General features: G+C 35.1%; 24 protein-coding genes. All 24 read right to left on the bottom strand.

Going from position 1 to position 20,058, the window contains the following annotated elements:
* Positions 1 to 36: 36 nt before the first annotated feature.
* Positions 37 to 432, bottom strand: a complete 396-nt coding sequence (locus tag JVV30_RS00820) for a hypothetical protein (protein WP_204192943.1) — start codon at positions 430 to 432, stop codon at positions 37 to 39.
* Positions 416 to 850, bottom strand: a complete 435-nt coding sequence (locus JVV30_RS00825; protein WP_053019258.1) for a hypothetical protein — start codon at positions 848 to 850, stop codon at positions 416 to 418. The genes JVV30_RS00820 and JVV30_RS00825 overlap by 17 nt, the downstream gene beginning before the upstream one ends.
* A gap of 35 nt (positions 851 to 885) precedes the next feature.
* On the bottom strand, positions 886 to 1,029 hold the full coding sequence (locus JVV30_RS00830; protein WP_233663324.1) for an XkdX family protein: 144 nt from the start codon (positions 1,027 to 1,029) through the stop codon (positions 886 to 888).
* A complete protein-coding gene (locus tag JVV30_RS00835) occupies positions 1,010 to 1,372 on the bottom strand; it encodes a hypothetical protein (protein ID WP_204192946.1) in 363 nt (120 codons plus the stop codon). Before JVV30_RS00835 ends, JVV30_RS00830 begins: the two co-directional genes overlap by 20 nt.
* 27 nt (positions 1,373 to 1,399) lie before the next feature.
* Entirely contained in the window at positions 1,400 to 3,139 is a 1,740-nt protein-coding gene (locus tag JVV30_RS00840; RefSeq protein WP_204192949.1) for a BppU family phage baseplate upper protein, read from the bottom strand.
* Positions 3,140 to 3,156: 17 nt separating this feature from the next.
* Entirely contained in the window at positions 3,157 to 4,893 is a 1,737-nt protein-coding gene (locus JVV30_RS00845) for a phosphodiester glycosidase family protein (protein WP_204192952.1), read from the bottom strand.
* Between the two features lie 11 nt (positions 4,894 to 4,904).
* Positions 4,905 to 6,746, bottom strand: coding sequence for an SGNH/GDSL hydrolase family protein (locus JVV30_RS00850; RefSeq protein WP_204192956.1), 1,842 nt, complete (start codon positions 6,744 to 6,746; stop codon positions 4,905 to 4,907).
* Positions 6,747 to 6,757: 11 nt separating this feature from the next.
* A complete protein-coding gene (locus tag JVV30_RS00855; RefSeq protein ID WP_204192959.1) occupies positions 6,758 to 7,699 on the bottom strand; it encodes a phage tail family protein in 942 nt (313 codons plus the stop codon).
* A gap of 13 nt (positions 7,700 to 7,712) precedes the next feature.
* A complete protein-coding gene (locus JVV30_RS00860; RefSeq protein WP_204192962.1) occupies positions 7,713 to 10,925 on the bottom strand; it encodes a phage tail family protein in 3,213 nt (1,070 codons plus the stop codon).
* Between the two features lie 4 nt (positions 10,926 to 10,929).
* Positions 10,930 to 11,220 (bottom strand): hypothetical protein, encoded by a 291-nt coding sequence (locus JVV30_RS00865; protein ID WP_204192966.1) that lies wholly within the window; start codon positions 11,218 to 11,220, stop codon positions 10,930 to 10,932.
* Between the two features lie 47 nt (positions 11,221 to 11,267).
* On the bottom strand, positions 11,268 to 11,771 hold the full coding sequence (locus JVV30_RS00870; RefSeq protein WP_204192969.1) for a tail assembly chaperone: 504 nt from the start codon (positions 11,769 to 11,771) through the stop codon (positions 11,268 to 11,270).
* Between the two features lie 65 nt (positions 11,772 to 11,836).
* Complete coding sequence (locus JVV30_RS00875; protein WP_204192972.1) at positions 11,837 to 12,376, bottom strand: phage tail protein; 540 nt, start codon at positions 12,374 to 12,376, stop codon at positions 11,837 to 11,839.
* 2 nt (positions 12,377 to 12,378) lie between these two features.
* On the bottom strand, positions 12,379 to 12,801 hold the full coding sequence (locus tag JVV30_RS00880; RefSeq protein WP_204192975.1) for a DUF3168 domain-containing protein: 423 nt from the start codon (positions 12,799 to 12,801) through the stop codon (positions 12,379 to 12,381).
* Between the two features lie 15 nt (positions 12,802 to 12,816).
* Entirely contained in the window at positions 12,817 to 13,230 is a 414-nt protein-coding gene (locus tag JVV30_RS00885) for an HK97-gp10 family putative phage morphogenesis protein (RefSeq protein WP_204192979.1), read from the bottom strand.
* Complete coding sequence (locus JVV30_RS00890; RefSeq protein WP_049394911.1) at positions 13,223 to 13,552, bottom strand: phage head closure protein; 330 nt, start codon at positions 13,550 to 13,552, stop codon at positions 13,223 to 13,225. The genes JVV30_RS00885 and JVV30_RS00890 overlap by 8 nt, the downstream gene beginning before the upstream one ends.
* A complete protein-coding gene (locus JVV30_RS00895; protein ID WP_204192982.1) occupies positions 13,545 to 13,859 on the bottom strand; it encodes a phage head-tail connector protein in 315 nt (104 codons plus the stop codon). The genes JVV30_RS00890 and JVV30_RS00895 overlap by 8 nt, the downstream gene beginning before the upstream one ends.
* Entirely contained in the window at positions 13,859 to 14,152 is a 294-nt protein-coding gene (locus JVV30_RS13450; protein WP_204192985.1) for a Rho termination factor N-terminal domain-containing protein, read from the bottom strand. Before JVV30_RS13450 ends, JVV30_RS00895 begins: the two co-directional genes overlap by 1 nt.
* Positions 14,153 to 14,165: 13 nt before the next feature.
* Positions 14,166 to 14,987, bottom strand: coding sequence for a N4-gp56 family major capsid protein (locus tag JVV30_RS00905; RefSeq protein ID WP_204192989.1), 822 nt, complete (start codon positions 14,985 to 14,987; stop codon positions 14,166 to 14,168).
* Positions 14,988 to 15,008: 21 nt separating this feature from the next.
* Entirely contained in the window at positions 15,009 to 15,599 is a 591-nt protein-coding gene (locus JVV30_RS00910) for a phage scaffolding protein (protein WP_204192992.1), read from the bottom strand.
* 91 nt (positions 15,600 to 15,690) lie between these two features.
* A complete protein-coding gene (locus JVV30_RS00915) occupies positions 15,691 to 16,659 on the bottom strand; it encodes a phage head morphogenesis protein (protein WP_204192995.1) in 969 nt (322 codons plus the stop codon).
* Entirely contained in the window at positions 16,604 to 18,037 is a 1,434-nt protein-coding gene (locus JVV30_RS00920; RefSeq protein WP_343283844.1) for a phage portal protein, read from the bottom strand. The genes JVV30_RS00915 and JVV30_RS00920 overlap by 56 nt, the downstream gene beginning before the upstream one ends.
* Positions 18,038 to 19,309, bottom strand: coding sequence for a PBSX family phage terminase large subunit (locus JVV30_RS00925; RefSeq protein ID WP_204192997.1), 1,272 nt, complete (start codon positions 19,307 to 19,309; stop codon positions 18,038 to 18,040).
* Entirely contained in the window at positions 19,293 to 19,673 is a 381-nt protein-coding gene (locus tag JVV30_RS00930) for a phBC6A51 family helix-turn-helix protein (protein ID WP_107609837.1), read from the bottom strand. The genes JVV30_RS00925 and JVV30_RS00930 overlap by 17 nt, the downstream gene beginning before the upstream one ends.
* 60 nt (positions 19,674 to 19,733) lie before the next feature.
* The gene (locus JVV30_RS00935) at positions 19,734 to 19,946 is read right to left on the bottom strand and encodes a hypothetical protein (protein ID WP_204193001.1); all 213 of its coding nucleotides are present in this window, start codon (positions 19,944 to 19,946) and stop codon (positions 19,734 to 19,736) included.
* Positions 19,947 to 20,058: the final 112 nt, after the last annotated feature.

The following is a 20,058-nucleotide window of genomic DNA, read 5'->3' on the forward strand; positions in this document are numbered from 1 at the left end:
ACCTCCAAAATAAAAAGCCGACTAATTAAAGTCGACTTAAAAAAAGACTTGTGCAAAAGCAAAGGCAGCACCCACTAAAGTACCGGCCAAACCTATGAGCGCTACAATGATTTGAACACTACCTTTTTGTTTTGTTTCTATCGTCCCTTGAATATTTTCAATTTTTTCGTCATGAGACATAACTTTGTACTTAATATCGGTCATTTCATTACCTACGTTGGTCATAACTTTGGTTAAATCTTTGATGTTGTAATTGGTCTCTTTTTGAGCCTCATAGGTTTGCCGTTGTAATGTGGTTTGCGTCTCAATTTTCGTTTTTAACTCGCCTATTTCTTTGATGTTCTTTTTATCATTTTCATTAATTTTTTCATATATATCACCGTTTGATTTAACCCACTCATGACGTAGCACATACTTATTTTCGTCTGGCATATAAGTCAGCACCTCCAACAAAGGACGCAACAAAACCTGTTGCTGACATTAGCCCCATATGTACAGTGGTGAGCCAGTTGATTGAGTGATAAATACTTGCACTGGTCATCAAAAAATAGAGAATAGCTGACAAAAAACCACCAAATGTAATAAGTTTGCTAAATTTAGTATTTTGATCACTTGATGCAAGGAATATAGATGAAATCATTACGATTAAACCTGCAAACATCACAACAATTCCCCAACTCCAAATAGGCATAATATGATGTAACGCTAGATAAAAAGAACTATCATCTAAAACGTCATCTTGTTCTTTGAACCAAAAGAACCCCCTTAAAAACTCTCTAAAACCATAGCTAAAAACCATTATTGATGCTATAGTTTCGGCCAGTGTTAAATCTTTCATATTGTTCTTCATATAACACCTGCTTTTATCCAAAATAAAACCACCAGCTATTCAGCTAGTGGCTCGTAATCTTGACCGGTAATTTCTTTATATTCTTCTTTAGTAATCCATTTAACTGTAACAGATTGCTTAACTTTTTCTAACGGGAATAACCCCATGTTATAGTATCGTTCAACTATTCTGTACATCATCAACACTTCCTTTTTCAACCAATAATTCTAATACGGTAGCCATATCTTTTTTCATTTCTTCAATTTGTGTTTGTTGTTCTAAATTTTGTTGTAATAGAGTTGATATTACGATGTCCTTTTCATCATTTTTGGGTTCGGACGTTTCGTTTTCGCTTTTGTAATTCTTTTTGTATTCTTCTAGTGTGCCACCAATCCACTCATTTTTTACCTCATCAAAAATATATGGTGAATAGATACCGTTAGGTGGTGGTGTTTGTGTTACCTTTTTAGGTAAAGTTTTTAAATCAGATGCATCTATAACAATGTGTGGTGTTCCATTATAACTGTAATAAATTTCAGTCAAAATATCATCTCCGTTTCAAAAATAATATCAAACCATCCCTGTTATATTAGGTACAAAATTAGTATTTTCTAAATCGTCAGGTCCTTCACCTTCTATATAAATAGAAGTGGGTTTTTTAGCAAAATAATCATCGTTATCTAATAGCCATGACGTTGAACCGATTGCATAATCTTCATTTGTCCAATTCGATTTATCATTACTATTTACATAAACTTTAATTGTACCGTCGATTTTTATCGTACAAATTACTGGCGACCTAGTGATACTACTTCTAATATAAAAACTTTGAGAGTCTTTTACTAATTTTGGTGGAATACGACCAATAGTATTATCATTACTGATAGAGTTAACTAGATTGCTAATGTTTATTCTAAAAAACACTTGTGTAACATTAAATGATTTTACTACTTTATATTGGTTTGAATATAACTTTTCTACATCGGAATTAAGCGAACGATCTTTAACTCCGTTTTCTAATTGAAAATTAATCCATTCCGTTTCATAAAATGGCTGAACATTGTCGGCGTGACTATACTCTTTTTTCCAACTAAGAACATTCGTCCCTTTATCATAAGTTCCTCTATATTTATCGTTATTTTTCAAATCATAAAATTCTACTAACTTACCTTTAGTAGTATCGTAAACATCAATATAAGCGTTGTAATCTAATGTGTTATCAGTCTTAGGTGAATTTGTACCTTTTTTGTTGTTAGAGATATAACATTCGTATAAACCAGCTTTTAATTTGAAGATATCCCCGTCTAAAGTTCCTAACCATTTTCGTGATGTTTCGGTCGACTCTATTTTTTGCCACGGCAACCAATTTCCCTCGCCAACTTTGCTACGAACAAACATATCATTTGATGAATATGGCATGTATATAAATTTAATGTAATTACTGTTGGTATAAGTTACGCTAAGCATTCCATTTTTATCTATTGGTCCGTTAATTGGGTTGTATAAGTAATAAAAACCAGATTTGTTAATTTGAGTAGGATTGTCAAAATCTAAGTCATATATTGAAATGGTTGAACCGTTCGATTGAGTTAAAGATATTTTTTGCCAATCATCTGTATTTTTAGTATTGATCGAATTTACACTTTGGATTATATCTTTTTTAGAGTCATCCATTTCTTTAAGCGTTTTGTCTTTTAATTCAATGATACTTGATGTAGCGTTTGCTTTGGAAGAATCTACATCTTTTATAGCGTTCTCTTTCGTTCTGTTTATCAAACTGATGCCATTCTCGAGTTGCATTTTTAAATCGTTGTAGCTTTTATCACTATTTTTTAAATAACTTTCAATTTGTTCTACTTTTAAAGCAATGTTTTTTTCTAATTCTGCAAACGTTCTGATGCTTTTGATTTTATCAACGGTCGGTATTGTGTTAATTACCGCATCTTTGATTTCAAAATAAAAATCTACTTCAGTTAAAACTTCATCCGTCCCGCGAATCCCAATATATAACTGACCATGTACTTTACCAGGAAGTGATAAAAAATCGTTTGGAATTGTATAAGAAACTTTACCGTTGATAGGATCTGTATACTCAACGTCATCTACAATATAATGATCCGGAGCTGTTTTTAATATTAAAAAAGTATGCGTATTTTTTTGGCTAATCATTAAAGGTAAATCATCTTCTATCAACATAAAATTTAAAGTTGCAGTGCCTGTGTCAGTATTGTAAAAAACAACATTTGTATTTACTGGATCTTGCTTTTTTGAAGTTAGTTTTAATTGCATATAACCATCTTTATTGTGCATCTAAACACTCCTTTTTCTTAAAAATCGAACCATTCTGACCAACCATCTTTTTTAGTGTAAGTTCTTCGTTTACATTTTACTGCTGAACTTCTAGAAAATGGTATAGCATATTGGAACGCTGACGTAGCTTTAGAAAATTCTAATGAACCTATATTTTTGTGTGTTACTAAAGAAGATGAAATGCCGGGATATGGTGAGCCTTTAGCGCTACTAAGAACTTGGTAATCACCACCATATTGAATGTTGTTGCAATTATCAATCGCTTCAGGGTTGCTATAATGTCTACCCAACATTCTGTCATTGTGCCAAATTTTATCTTTATCTGCTATAAAATAAGATTTTTTATCTTTATAATTATAAAAAGCCAACCTTGTGTCTAAATACAGTTTAGTCATCAGTTCACCTTTACTATCGTTTAAAACGATACCAGCGTATCCTTTATCACCATCGCTAAGGATGAGTTCTTTATTATTAATAGAATTAATATTCATATAAAGGCCGTATAAAAATAGAAAATCTTGTCTAATATCACCGATAGCATCGTGTATTTGTTGTAAATCATTATCTCTTGGTTGTTTCTTTTCTTTGCCGATATAAAGAAAATCTAGTAATTTACGTTCAGATTTATTATTGTTATCTGTTACTTTATTTAATCGTCTACCTCTAAGAATTGAAGAACTTGAGCCCCCGCCATCTAAGTTATAAGAAAATGTGATTCCATTTTTTCCTATATTGTATTCAGATTTTAGTGTTTCAATTACTTCAGTGAGTGTCATTCCTTTTTGATAAACACCTTGCGCTTTTGCTCTACCATCACAAGTAAAAAACAAAAGATCTTTATTGTATAATTGGCAGATTACCTGTCTAGGATGCGATTCTTCTGAATTATCACTGTAATCGCCTTTTTTATATACAATTTCACCATTAGAAATAAGTGGACCAAAACCACTAACAGTATTGTTATATCCTTTATCTTTAATGGTTTTAGCATCTACTGAAGGTTGAAAAGCTTCTAAAGTATTATCATCACCGATTGCTAATGTCCATCTAGTTTTTAATGGTTCATAATCTTTAACACTATCTAATATTTCGCCTTCATAAATTTGTTGACCATGCAACATTAAACGAGAGCCACTTCCAGTTGAGGCGTTTGAAACATATGTTGCACCACTTCTTTTAGAAAATTCAGTAGCTACTATATGTTCCGGATGACTCTTGTCGCTTCCTAAAATTCCTCTTTTAAGTTTGATAATATTACCTTCATTATCTTTATGAGGTATGTGTACAATTTTGTATGACGTATCAAATTTCCGACCACTAATATAAGTGATTTCATTATAATAAGCCGTCTCATTTATTGCTTCTTCATGTTTTTTTGAAAGCTCATCTGCTATTTCTGCTAATTTGTTAATTCTAGTTAAATCGTAATATAATCTACTCTCAAGAATCGGGAAGTTTGTTCCATCAATCGAGACTCTAGCATCGCTGATTTCTGCGTTATCTCCTATTCTTCCGATGATTTGGTTTTCTATTCTTCCATTTAATCTTAGTAATTCATTGTGAACATTAGTTTTGTCATGTTTAATCTGTTCAGATAAATGAGCGTTTTTTTCTTTCGATTTATGCTCATTTTTATATTCTTCATTATTTTTTAGATAATTATTTATTTTAAAGAAATTGCTTTCGAGTTGTTCTCTAAACTTTGAACCAAAAATGGAATGTAAACTTGTAATTAAATCGTTTGTAATAAACATTTACAACCTCCTTATTCATCATAAAATTGATAGTAATCTTTAATTAATTCGTACATAATCACTTCATGCCCTCTATCGTTAAAATGAAGGCCGTCAGGCATGCTAGATTTTCTGAAAGCCGGACTGTATGGTTTAAATCCTTCATAACGATAAGCATCGAATACGGGTATATCTAAGTCATTGCAAATATCTACTTGTACGTTAACGTAATCAATCAAAGCTTTACCTTTATCATTCTTATCAGTATCTTTACGTTTAACTTTAGAACCTTCCATATAACATTGTCTTGCAGGTGTCATTACCAACAATTTTGCTTTAGGATTGTTCTTTTTAATAACTTCAATTGCACTATAAAAGGCACCGTAAAACGTTTTTATATCCGTTTTATCAGTGCCTATATCTATGTTTTTGAGCCAATCATCATCAGTACCTTGTATGATGATTAAATCACCTTTGATTTTAGTAGCTTGCTGGTAAATATCGCTCATGGTAGCGCCACTTTCAGCAAGATTAGTATATTTTGCTTTAATCTTTTTAGCTAATTGTTGAGTAAAATTGTTTTTAGCCAACGACCCTTTGGCAATGCTATCGCCAATCGTGCCTATTGTTTTAACCTTCTTGATACTAGATTTGCTTGAGAAATCGTGTACAATTGTTCCATTTGAAGTAGTTACACTTTTAGCATTCGCTTTTTCAAGTTTTGCTTGCAAATCATCTGTTTTACCCAATAAATCTTGTGTGGTTTTTGTGTTGGCGTTTGTCTGAGATTGCATTTCTTGTTGTGTTTTAGCAGGGTTGTTTGTTTTTAAGTTAGTAACATATTTAGCAGCTTTACCAACCGCTTTTACATATCTATCTTGCAATCTAAACTCACCTAGTACCAAATCCATTTTTATGATATCTCCATTTATATCACGCTTGGTTGTGATTTCGATTATCCTTAAATCAACATTCAAACCCATTAAATCATCAATCACTTTAACAACATCGCCAACCCTAGGTATAGCATTTTTAAAATACTTTTTTAATAAAACGAAATCGAGTGTTACAGATGTTTTGATACTATCATTAATAACCTTTTCCATACTCTTTTTTAAAGTATCTTCTTTTGTAATTCTTCCATCTTGAACAGGTGGTGCATGTCTTTTTCCGATAACATCAGCTAACGGTGACGTATATTCAAATTGCAAACTTGCCTCATTGTAAGTTTGTTGATCTGTATAACCACCAAAACCTTTTATAAACGTAAAACATTTAGTAGCATCTTCTTGTATTTTGATATTATTAGCGTTTACACCTGCTTTTATCCAATACTCTGGTTTGTATTCGATGTAATCGTATAAATGGAACGTTTTAGTTTTTGCGTCATATTCATATTCTAGTGAATATCGTTCCAAACCTTTTTTAAATAAATCAAGATTTGTATCGCAATTACCAAGATTTTCAAATTTCGAAGATGATACTTTAGCATGTAAGTTATATTTGTATCCTGTACCTTTAAAAACTAAATCGAAATACGCTTTGCCAGTAAAACTACCGTTATAAATTTCGTACACACGATTATTATTTAGGTCATCAATTTCTACTGGTCTAGCTTTTATCGTTAATCTGCTTTTTTGACCTCGAGTTTCTTTGTCTAACATTACAATACGATACTCGTTTTCATCTTCAGGACCAGCAACGCCTGTTATTGTCCACATTTTTGTAATCGCACCAATAGCATCGAACGTACCTTTATTTTCGTCAATTACAATCGTTAACGTACTATCTGTGTCAGATAATTTAATATTTAATTCCGTTTCGACCGGTAAATTTTGACCGTAACCTTGTAATGTTTTTAATAATACCGTCATATCGTCACCCCCTACATATAATATTCTTTGTGTTCGAACACGACTTTTTGCATCAACTTGGTACTTCTGAACGTGTTCCAACCAGGTATTAAAGTAGGGTTACGTCTGCTCACATTATAGGCATCAATGTTTAAACCGTTTCTGAAAGTGTGGATACCGTCAAATTTGATAGTATCGCCTGCTTTCAACTCTAAGCCTTTGATATTAATAACATCACCACTTTCAACCATATAAAAAGTAGTACCGTTTTTGTCATCTTTAGATACGTTTTCTGCTAAAGTCACTTCAACTGTGCTATCTTGATTAATTTGATTGATTTCAACAGTTCCAGCATAATAAACATTACATATTTTTGTATCGTGGAAAGTATATTTACGTTTATTATCGTTAACATTAAACGGTAAGTTATCCGATACTGCCCATTTTTCAACACTTCTACTTTCACTTTCTAAATCAGTGCTATAAGCAATACTTTCAAAATAAGGTAGCTCAATGGTTTCAAATTCAAGTTCAAACTCACCAGCTGTTTGTGTGGTATCGATTGAAATCGCATTAACTAGACCAACAAAAATTTGTCTACCGTCTACATAATCAAGTTCAAATTCTTGTGGTTGTGTGTTGAATATATCTTCATATTTAATAGATGTGTCTGGTGCAGATAATTCACGTAAATAATAATGACCACGTAATAATGCTTGTAAATTTGACTTAAGATGTGCCACTTGAGCCATTTTGTCTACTTGATATCGCAATCTAAGATTAACTGTTTTCTTTTCTTCATAGACAGAGTTGAAAAATCTACCTTGCGCGCCATTAACTGTACTGTATTCACGATCATATCCTGAACCTTTAACGTCATAGGATACTACTTCTAAAACTGAGCCAGTAAAAGTGTTATTACTGACTTTATACTTTTTATTACCTTTAATTATTTCTATGTCGTGAGCAATCAATAATAACACTCCTTTACAAGCCCATACTATTGTTTTTACCGTTTTGTTCTTCGATGTAAGATTTAATGTACTCTACATCGCCCTCATTACGAACTGTTATATTAACGATAGGTCGATTGTTTTCTTGCATACTGTGTTGTACATCTTTAGTCATGTGAGCGTCCACACTACCATTTAACGAACCACCTAAACCGTCTGTTAGGTTTGTTGATAATTCTGGTTTAAATGCGTCAGTTAAATTACTAGCTACGCTACGTACTGCATTCACTGCTTTGTGTTGGTCAGCTAAGATACCCATTCCTAAGCCTTGAGATACATATTGACCTATACCTCTAAATACTCGAGAAGGTGAGTGTATACCTAGGGCACTTTTAGCTGCATTGACTGCATTTTGCGCTACATTCTTGGCTGCATTGACTACCCATGACATTCCGTTCATGATTCCTTGAACTAAACCACGCATTAAGTCCATTCCGGCACTAGCAAATTGGCCGACAAAACCAATGATTGTGCTATAAGCGCGGTGCATTCCTGCTTGGACTTGCGAAGTCACATTAGAAAAACCGCTAATCACGCTTTGAACAAATCTAGCCATTGCACTGATGATAGCTGATATCCATTGAGAGCCACCAGATACAATTCTTTGATACGCTTGTTGCATATGTTGGAAAACAGATTGAACTACTCGCATAAAACCACTAGAAACTCGGCTAAAGAAATTAGAAACAGTTGATGAAATTGAACTAACCCATTGAGATCCGGTACTTACGACGTAGTTATACGCTTGCACCATTTTTTGCCAAACAGCTTGTGCCATTTGACCAAACCATTGTGCGACACTTGAGAAAATTTGGCTGACAAATTGAGTAGTTGACGACCAAATTTGCGACCAACTAGTAATATTAGTGCCAAGTATAGAATTTAGTGTTGTGAATATAAATTGAGAAATTTGACTAAAAATTGATACTATCGTATTCCAAATAGTAGTCATTACGTTTTGTATCGTGGTTTGTAAAGTTAGCCATGCACCAGAAAAATCACCGGTCAATAATTGAATAAAAACTGTAAATAAACCAACGATTAATTGAATAGTAGCTGAAATAATTCCACCAATTGCGGTAAACACAACGGATATAATCATCCATAGCGATTGAAAACCGCCTATCAATAATTGAATAGCGCCCATGACTAGGCCGCCTAGTACATCCATGAACATTTGACCTAGTTGCTGTAAAATCGGCATGATAGGTTGTAGTGTTTGTTGGATAGATGACCACAATTGAGTAAACCAGCCAATGATAGAACTGATTGCACCAGAAATGGCACCAACGATTCCATTCCACGCATCAATAATCATATTTCGGAAATCTTCGTTAGTTTTCCATAGATAAACGATTACGCCGACAAGTGCTAATATAATTCCTATTGCTATTCCGATGGGACCAGTTAAAGCACTAAATGCAGTGCCTAATAATGGTAATAATCTGCCTATATTAGCTATTGGACTAACTAATAAGCTAAATGCACCACGTAAGATGTTTAAAATACCTTGAAGTATTCTTCCAGCACCTAAAAATCTTCCTATGTGTCCTACCGCTTGTATCAACGCAGCAACGAAACCACTGCTTATAAACGTACTTACTGCGATAATCGGAGCTAGTAATGCCCACATAATGCCGGCTAGTATCATGGCAATACCAATCATTCTGGCAATGGCTGGATGTGTTTCAAACAACTTAGCAATGAAACCAGCTAAGGCAGTCACCATTTTAAGTATTACACTTGCAATAGGTGCCATAGCTTTACCAAACGCTACTAATGCACGTACAATGTTGCCAATTAATTGCATAATCACTGGACCGTTTTGTTGTACATATTTAACGAATTGTTTAAAGCCTTCCGATTTACCGACTTGTTCAGACCATTCTCTGAATTTGCCGGTCATTTTAACTAACCAATCGAAGATGCCTGCACTGTTTTGTGCGAATGCAACCATTAAATTACCGATACCAGCAAACACATTACCGAATATCTGCCCTATTTTAGGTAAGTTTGTTTTTGTATACTCGATAAATGCTTTGATAGCGTTTTGACCGGCTACGCTATTAGCCCAGTTTTGGAACTTTTTACCTAAATTGTCTAAGCCTTTAGCAGTCCATAAAAACAACGGTCCTAATTGGGTAAATACGTTAACCAAACCGTCACCAAAACGTCCGGCAGCACTTAATAGAGTATTAAATGTTTTTACACCCGTTGTATTCATCATATTAAAGAATTTAGACGCCGTTTGACTGTTCTCAGCCCATTTAAGTACGCTCTTAGAGGCTTGTTCCATACCTTTAGAAACGCCTGCAAGGAATGGCTTCATACGACTTAAAGCAACGTTTACTGTGTTTAAACCGTTAGCTAAAGTATTAAATATCTGCGCTTGATTTTGTTTGATGATACTTTCCCAAGTAGATTTAACTTGATCTAAAGACGCTTGATATCGTCTAGTTTCTGCGGTAGCTTGCAGTGTGCCGTCTTTAAGCATTTTCAAAGCACTAATTGCCATACCGCCAAAAGCAAAGGCGCCTGCACCTGCGATACTAAACGCACCTGCCAAGCCTAATATACCGCCTGCTAATACGCCAACTGCGTTTAACACAGCCATGATAGCTGGAACCAAACCAGCAATAACAGGTATTAACCCTTGAATACTAGCTATCATTACACCTTTAATATGTTGACCAAAAACAGTACCGATCGTTCTAATTTTAGTAGCTAAAGCGTCCATTTTATCGCCGTATTCTTTTAACGAGTCATTTAATGCTCTCGTTAACACTTGCGTTCTAGTCATGCCTTTAGTTTCGAATTTGACGTGCACCACTTTATCATGCAACATTGCTAGCATAGCTCTAGCGCCAATTACAGAACGCTTTAAATTGTCGTTATTACCTTTAATATCTACTCGTTTATCACGAATACGTTGCAATTCTGCTTTAGCAAAAGATATCGCACGTTTTATAGGGTTGGTGTCCCCGTCGATATCCACCTTATGTTCTCGCCAACGTTGCGCCATTGCTTTGGCTCTTTGGAGGTTTCGTTGGAATTGATTGATGTTAGCTCTTACATCAGTTTCAATCTCATCTGGAATAGATGTTTTAGCTAAAGTCTGCGCTTTTCTAACGTTGTTCTGAAAATCGCGTATATTAGCCATGATGCGAACCATAAAGTTTTTATCCACTTATTCACTCTCCTTTCTGTTTTTGTTGTTCTAGCCAACGTTTAGTACCTGATTTGAATAATTCACGTCTACGTTTTTCATGTTCAAGTTCTGCACGTTTAATACGTTCATAACTACCAGGGTTGCGTATTTCATATCGTTGACGTTCAACATCTCTAGTCATTCGTTTTAATGATTTACCAGCTTGTACAAGGCCATTAGCTTGAGCAACTTGTATCATTAACTCCTTCTGATCTAAAACCTTATCTTGGCCACCAATTATCCAGTCTTTCCATTCATTAGGTGACATCATCATCAGTTCATTTTCAGGTAAATAACCGATATACCTACTCGTTAATTGTCTTATTTCTGAATAGTTGAGTAAGGTTCCACGTTCATGATTTCTTTGTAATTCTCTTTCATAAACTCGATGCCAGCTTTTGTTGTCTCTTTGTCCTCGCCTTTCGCCATTTGTGGCGCTTTGTTCATTTGCGTCCAGAACCCTCGAGATTTTTGCTTGAAAAAACCACTATTATTTAATACATCTAAAGCACCTTGTAATAATTCGATTGTGTCCTCTTTTTCTTCAATGATTTCAATTAAAGCTGTTTCAATTTCATCTCTAGAAGGTGCATTTTTGCCTAAATATGCGGTAGCGCATTCCCAAAAATTAGCAATAGCAACTGTATCGCGTTCTAAAATACCGTTGTAAATCACATTAAAACCAGGTGTAGTAACCGTTTTGCCGTCCTTATCTTTTGTATCTTCGGCAAACTTCTTTGCTTTAATGTCAAACGCAAATAATGCTTTAGCTTCTACTTCATTATCATTGATTGTAAGCGTTGTAATTGGATTAAATTCAGTCAAAATGTATACCTCTTTTCAAATTTTATATAAAAAAATAAGGGGACAGATGTCCCCTAAATATATAATTAAGCGCCAGTGCCACTTGAAGCAGCTGCTTGCTGTTCTTCAAATGAACCAACTTTTTCCGCAAAACTTTCGTATTCAACAGTAGGTGCGCCTGCTGCCTCAAACCATTCTGGTGGTAGATTAGCTTCAGTTCCTTCTGCTGAGTTCCATTTAACTTTTAACGTTAATTCAATTTTGTTATCTTCATCATCGAACGACATTTCGTAACTTTCCGGCACTGTGTAGGCAAACACACCATGATATTTACCATCATCACGTTTGTTACGTTCATAAAGCCAAACGCGTAACTGCTCGCCATTTTTAATCGCTTTTTTAACTTGTTCAATTCCTTTATCACCAGGAATATTGCCGATAGCGAGTTTAAACTCTTCAGAAACGGCATTTACACCATAATCTGTTTTACCGCCACGAATGATTTCAGCCAAGTCATTCTCAATTGTGTGGCCACCTTCTTGTAAGTCAGCTAATAGCAAAGCGTCAGTTGGATCTAATTTATCTTTAGCTGGTCTAACTACTGCTAAGTAATTCTTTTGAGCCATGCTTACACTTCCTCTCTCTTAGTTTTATGTCTGTATTTAAATAAAAGCCGTATTGTGCCATGCTTGGTAAATCTGTCTATATCAGGAAATACCGCTTGGCTATCAATACGACTGTATCTAAATTCGTAATTATCTATCTCAATTGGTTTGTTCAACACATAACCAATAGCGCTAATTAATAGCTTGGCCTCGTACTGTGTTGGATATTGCGAATATACATGAAAGACGATACCTACCGTCTCACGCATATTCGCACTACTTTCGTTATTAGTGACGTTGCTTTCACCCACAACAATATATGGGTATCGCACATCATCTTGAACGACATCAAAAACCCTATCACCAACTAATTTGTTAATGATAGGGTCTGTTTTTAATGTTTCGTATAACCTACTTGTAAGTTCAGGTTCAACCGATACCCACATATTTTTAACCGCCTTTTATGAAAAATATTTATTGAATGTTTCTCTACCTGCGTCAATAGCAGGCTCCCAAAAAGGTTGAGCGTGTTGACCTTTAGTAGTATGCCATTTACCGTCTGCGTCTTTATAATGCCACGGTATCTTTTTAGCACGCGAACCACCAGGCCCCGTCGAATATATACCTGTGCCGTAGTTTACGTATATAGCGTACTCACTACCTATACTTATAACACCAGTCAAACCTCCGTTTCTAAAATCTACGGAAGTGCTTTCTCTCAAGTAACCAGTATCTACCGGCATAAGATTAATAGCAGTGTTATATATCTTCATTGTAGTTTTAGCTATACCTTTTTTTGCCCGCTTTTCTACATCTTTTTGATAACGTTCTAACTCAACGACTAAACTATCTGCGCCATATTTCACTTTAGCCATAAGGTGCCTCTTTCAGTCGAATTAACTTAATCTCATGTTGGCCACCCTGGTCGACAGGTTCACCTACAATACCAAAGATTTTACCCTCGTATTTAAAATAATCGTTATCGTTTATTGGTAGGTCATAAGGTACATATAGGTTTCTGTCGTATTCAGATGACATTTGATGATATTTAAGTTGTTCTGAAGTTGTAGGTGTATCCATAAAGCCTTTTATAATTTTTTCGCTCTTGTAGCGCTCTTTTTTAAACTTGAAATCACCTATTACTTCAATTCGACCTTTTGAAATAGCATGTGGAAATTCATCGTATGGGTTAAACATGGTAACCACTCCATCTTAGTTTTCTGAATGGTTTTAAATGGTTATATGTCGCTTTAGGCATTTCAGTTACAAAAGTATAGCTAACCGTACCCATAGAACGTGATGAGATATTGCCGTTTGCACTATATTTAATACATTCAGCAATAAATTTCTCAACGCCAGTAGGTAAATGTTTAACGTCAAAAGTTTGGTTGCAATATTCTTCTGCTAACTTCAAATACTTAGGGATAAGCATATCTATTTCATCATCATGTGAAGTGTCATCAACAGGCGTTTGATTTAGCATTTTTACATCAAGTGCATCCATTATTCTGCACCTTCTAATGCGTCGATAAGTTCAGACTTTTTCATATGAGAAAAGCCTTCAATATCACGTTGTTTAGCCAACTCTTTCAACTCTGATACTTTCATACCAGAATAGTCAGTTTGCTCTTCTACGCGCTCTATTAAAGGCTTGTTTTGACGGTTATTATCAGTGGATAATTCAGTTAATCGTTCTTTACTTACATCTAAACCAGCACGTGGAAACGGATCTCCTACATGATACGCATGGTTATTATCTTGTAAGTCTGTAAAATACTTGATTACTTTATACGTCACTATTAATCACTCCTTATGCTCCAGTGCCTGCGCCTTTAGTAATCTTAACTGCTTTACTTTCATCGTAAAGGTAAGCTACATAATGTTTATCACTGTATAAATAAGTTGTTTTAGTTGAAGGGTCACGGTCTGGTTCTAAGAAGAAATCACGTTTAGTGATTAGTTTAACAGCACCTTTTTTAGCTAAAATAGCTTCTCCTTCGTTTAATTTTTTAGCACGTACAATGATAGCACCTAAGGCCTCACCAAACGCACCTTTAACGATAATATCGTCACCTAATTGAGTTGCACGAGTAAAGTTTTCAGATGCACTAGCACGTAATTTACCAGCATCTTTAGGATTTACAAATAAAACCATTGGTTCTAAATCTTCATCTTCAAATTTATCAATTGCAGTTTCTAAACCAGCCAATGTACCCACATCTGCACTAACTGTTAATTTTGTACCTCTTAAAGCTTCTAGCACATCGTCATCAACTTTGTTTGCAATAGCCTTACCATGTTGACGTACCGCCTCGCCTTGAGGGTCACCGTATCCTGATAGTAAAGCCTCATCTGTGATATGAGTACCTTTACCAATTTTATGGATTTTAGCCTCACGTTTGTTTGTTTCGATTTTGTCTACTGGAATTTTTTCACCTTCCGGTACGACTGTTGCATCTCCACTGTATACAAACGCAGGGAATGTGATTGTATCTCCAGGTTGTCCTACTAATGTATTATCAATTTCTGCAAAAGATGCAAAACGTAATTTTTTATCTAATTCAGCTTGCATCATTGGCGCTAATACTTCAGGTACGATTTGCGTACTTAATGTTGTTGTTCCTTGAGCCATGTTATAACCTCTTTCTTAATATTATTCGACTAATTTGTCGTAAGTAGCACGATCGTTAATAAACAATTCGGTACGTTCTGCAACGCTCATGCTGTCGAATTGTTCTTTTGTAATGCCTGTTTGCATTGTTTCGCCGTCTGCAGGTTTATTACCTACCGGCTTGTTATCAGCAAATAAATAAGGTTTAGTCTCTTTAAGCATTTCAATTGCTTTATCTAAACCTTTAACAGTGCCGTCATCTTGTAATTCCAACTCATCTTTGTTGACGAAAGCTAGAATGTCGTCAGCATCATTTGCATCTTTAGCAACGGCCAACTTAACAGCGTTATTCAGTTGTGATTGCTTGTACTTATCCTGCCACTCTGCGTTACTTTGTTTTACTTCTTCGAGTTCTTTTTGCAACTCGCTATCATCTTTCACAGAGTTTTGTAATTCGACAATTTGATTGTCACGGTTAGTAATTTCGGCTTTAAGTTCCTCAATTTCTGCGTTTTTATCATTTAAACGAGAACGTGGAACCATTCCAGATTTACTTTCATCAATAGCGTCAATTACTTTTTGTTTATCGATTTCACCGTCTTTAAATTGTCCTAACAATGCATATAAGTCCATATTTAACTACTCCTTTTACGTTTTTAACGTGTTACGACACGAAAGATTAAAATAAAAGAAGCAGTTTAACGACTTACTTCAGGTCGAGTAGTTAGCTACTACCTTTCCGTTTCTGTTTTTCCCACTCACGATATGTCACGAATGGAATAACTCCGTCATCTTTCGTTCTCATGACAGTAGGTAATTCATCTTCATCAAAGTAATATAATAATTTACAACGACAATTGATATTCTCTTTAGCACTAGCTACACCTACAAACAATTTAGGCGCTTGTCCGATACAGCCAGACGAGTGGAAGTTATCATCGATTTCAATCGCTTTCCCATCTAAATGACGATGTGTATCACGTGTTCTATTATCTTTAGTAGCTAACCAACGTTTTTTCATGCCTGTTAAACCGTTAACTTTAGCAACTTTGGCACTATCAAGCCCTGCTTGTGACATTGCTCTACCTGCCTCTGTACGTGCTACACGTTGTGATTGTGCTTTCGTCATACCTATATCATCACGTAACGCTTTAGCTATCTTAGAATAACCTTCACCGCTCATAATGCCTTGTGTGATGTGTATACGTATCTTTTTAAGCACTTCATCGCGATGTTTTTGTAATGTAGGTGCCAACTTAATAAACTCAATTGGTTGCTCGATTGCGTTATTGATTACAGACGCAGTAGGCACATCAAACTGCATAGATGTTTGACTAGCCATTTCATATAAATAAAGGCTCATTAAAAACTTTTCGATATAAGCGTTTTGTTGTGCCTGACGGATGGTTTTAGTAACTTCTCTGTAATCTTCCGTCAACATCTCGCCTATACGCGTAAGTTCTTTATTGAGCCTGTTGTACTTATTAAATTCAGTCCACGTAACGTGTGGGTCATCGGTTTGATACTTCTCGTACATATCTGCTATTTCTTGTTTAATTACTTTTAAACGGTTAGCAAATAGTATCTCAATTTCTTTTTCTGCATCGCTAATCAAATATTCTATATAGTTATCGATATCATTTTGGTTGTTTATCTTCGGATTGCTTTTGTTCTGGTTGTTCTTGCTCGCCATTCACAGCACCTCCGTCATCGATATCTGGCAACTGTGTATTGAGTTCAAGTTGTTCCTGCTCGATACGTTCCATTTCTGCAGTAGGGTCATCAACCCAAGGGTGATGTCTCACGATTGTTTCTTTAGATAGATATTGAGATTGTGCAGCAATTTGTGATTGTTCTAAATCATTCATCATTCTGTTGAAATTGAATGTAATTTCAATATCTTTTGGATCTACTTTTAATTTGTAAAAATCGACAATAAACTCAATCAATTCTTGAATAGCAACAGTAGCTTTATTCTTTAACTTATTAGCTTTTAAATCTAAGTTACCGTACAAGAATTTGAGCGCTATACCACTAGGTGCAGAGCCGAATTTATCTGTTTGGAAATCGACACCTTGCCCGAACTCCATAATGTTCTGGCGCATCATATCAAGATATTCTTTTGTACTAGCGACTGGCACTTCAACTTGTATCGTCTCTACGCCACCTTCACTATCTACATTGATTGCTTTGTAGTATTTTAAACCCTGCATAAACTCTTTAAGGTCTTCGCCTTCATAGCCACGCAAGATATAAATCAACTCTGCACTTTCATCAAACATATTTTGTGTATCAGATAAACGTTTATCGATAGCATCAATAATCGTTTTGTATTGCCAAATATCAGATACCTCTTCCGAGTTGTTTTTGAATGGAATAAATGGTACGCGACCCCAACTGCCAGTTGAGAAGTGCGTTTGCTTGTTGTTCTCACCATAATAATAATCATTGATTAATGACCCATTCTCATACACATAGTATGTAACATCAGTATCGGTCCAGTATTCTACTTTAGTTTCATCATTTAATTTAAACACACGTATAAAAGCTTGTAGTGTATCTCTCTTGCTATCAGTCCAAATCGGTATAGATTGCTCAGCAGGTACTCTGAACAACTTGAAATCACCATTCTCATCAATATATGGTTGAACCCACTCAACACCTTTGTTACTTGCAGCAGTGAGTACATCAATCAACTCATTATCCCAACGATTATCTAGTACCTGATGTATTGTATCTAGTATCTTTTCGTTCTCGCATGAGTAACTAACTGGGTTTGTAACAAGATAGGCTACTTTCTGGTCTACTAAGTTTTGATGATAGTTAGTAGTAATACGCCAATCTGGTTTATCTATGTCAAGATTGCCGTCTAAGTCATATTTATACCTTTGTCTATAAATGTCATTATCTTTGTCATAATAGCGTTGCCCTGTTGATATACGCTCAATGTCTTTCTGATGATTTTGTACTAATCGCACAATCATCTCTTCCTGTGTTTCAACTTTAGGCGCTAACTGTTCTGTTATTTCTTCGTAATATGGTCGTTCCCATGGCCAACGAATAGTAATCACCTACCTTAATATGTTCATATGATTTTGACGCATATCACGTTCTAATGCGTAACGTGTAGCATCAATTGTATGGTTATCCTTATCTTCTAATCTTGGTTTGACGTTACCGTCTTTGTCTGTTTCGTAATCAATATTTTCAAATTCTCTTGCTATATTAGGCGTACGTGTTGGATCAATCACAATAGCGTCTAAATCATCAAGCCATTGTTCCCCATGTTCCACACTATCTGGACCTTTCTTAACACCTTTAATACGTCTGATGCCATGTTCTTGCTTTAACTCTGCAATAGATTTAGGTTCTGCACTATCTGCGTATATCTCATCAGATTGATAACCTTTCTTTTTCAACCAGTTAGCAAACTCCCTATTGCTTATTTGCACACCATAATGTTCATCAACTGCGTAGATGATGCGTTTTTTCTTGTCATAATGCCAACGTACAAAAGCTAAAGGGTCAGTAGCATAACCAAAGTCAACTGCGTTACGGATATTATCGAATGAGTTATATAAGTCGTCTGGTATCTTTTCGATACGAAGATTGTTAAACGGTACAACACCACTACCAATCGCCTCACCTAAATACTCCCAACGATACCTTAATTCGTTACGTTGTTTAGCACTCTCTGCCTCTTGTATAAACTGTTTAGATATAAAAGGGTTATTCAAGTACGTTGAATGATGCACGAATGTGTTATCTGGTTGGAATGACGTTTCGTATTTCTTATTAGCCCAGTGTTGCTTACGCTTAGCTGGGTTGTAGGAGAAATAAAATTTGTAGAATAGACCTTCGTCTAACTCACCACGCAACATTGAGTTAGTAATCGTAGTCACTTCATCTTCTGTTTTAAACTCGCCTAATTCTTCTATCCACATAATAGAAAAAGGGAACCGACTATCTTTTAACGACTTTAGTCGCTCCGGGTTCTGCGCACCCCTAAAGATAATCCTGTTCCCTCTCGGTATGAATGTGATTTCCATTGGCGATACTTTAACTTTGAACAAGTGTGATACTTTTTGTTCTTCAATCGCCCACTTAATCTGTTCAAATACAGATGTTGCTAGTGTGTTATCTGTTTTACGTACAACTACTGCATTCATTGGGTAACGCATAATCAATTGAGTAATGATGATTGATATATCAGACGACTTGCCACTACCACGACCACCCTTTGCTACTATGTTAAGTATGTTAGGGTCTTTAGTTGCTCGCCATAAATCGTGAAAATGTTTAGGTATCAAATCTGCAATATCTAAATTAATTGGTGCTGTCATGGAAAATTACCGTCGCATTCGTTTCAATTTCTTGTTTATCAACTGGGTTATAACCAGAACGATCAAGTATATCTTTTGCAGCTTGAAATCTTACCAATTCACTTCTAGCATTTAATAATCTTGTCATAGTTAAAAGTGCTTGGGGCGTTTTTTCACTAAGATAATATGCTTGATACCCTTTTAAACCTAGCTGATATTCTTCTTTTCTTTTCCATCTGCTAATCGTCGTAGTATCGACGCCAATTTTTTTAGCAATAGTTTTATCTGTTTGTCCTGTTTCGTTCTTTATTTCTATATACTTCTGCTGTTTTTCGCTCAACTTTAAAAAGTCGTCAAAATTAGCATTGTTTAGCATTTTCGTCATCTTATGCTACCACCTACTTTACGTTAAATACTCTTTAAATTTGTAATAAAAAGCACCTAATTAAAAGTGCCTTTTATCATCATACTCTTCTACTTTAATTGATACTATTTGCTTAGTTGCTATTATTTTTTTACCTGTTGTTAAAAACTTTTCATCACTAACAACATCTATGAAGCGTTCTAAAATTTCATCTTCGTTTCTTTCGCTCATAAGTAAATAAATTTCACTTTTACCGTCAACAGTGTTAATAGTTACGTTGTATTTTTCCTCCATTTTCACACCACTTTCAATTTAATAAAAAAAGACTACTCGAGTTTCTCTCGAATAGTCACATATGGGAGGTAATTAATAATGCAAAATCAAGTTTATCCAGAAAGGAGAAAAA

The sequence above is a fragment of the Staphylococcus sp. GDY8P47P genome (assembly GCF_016892225.1).
Taxonomy (GTDB): Bacteria; Bacillota; Bacilli; order Staphylococcales; family Staphylococcaceae; genus Staphylococcus; species Staphylococcus borealis.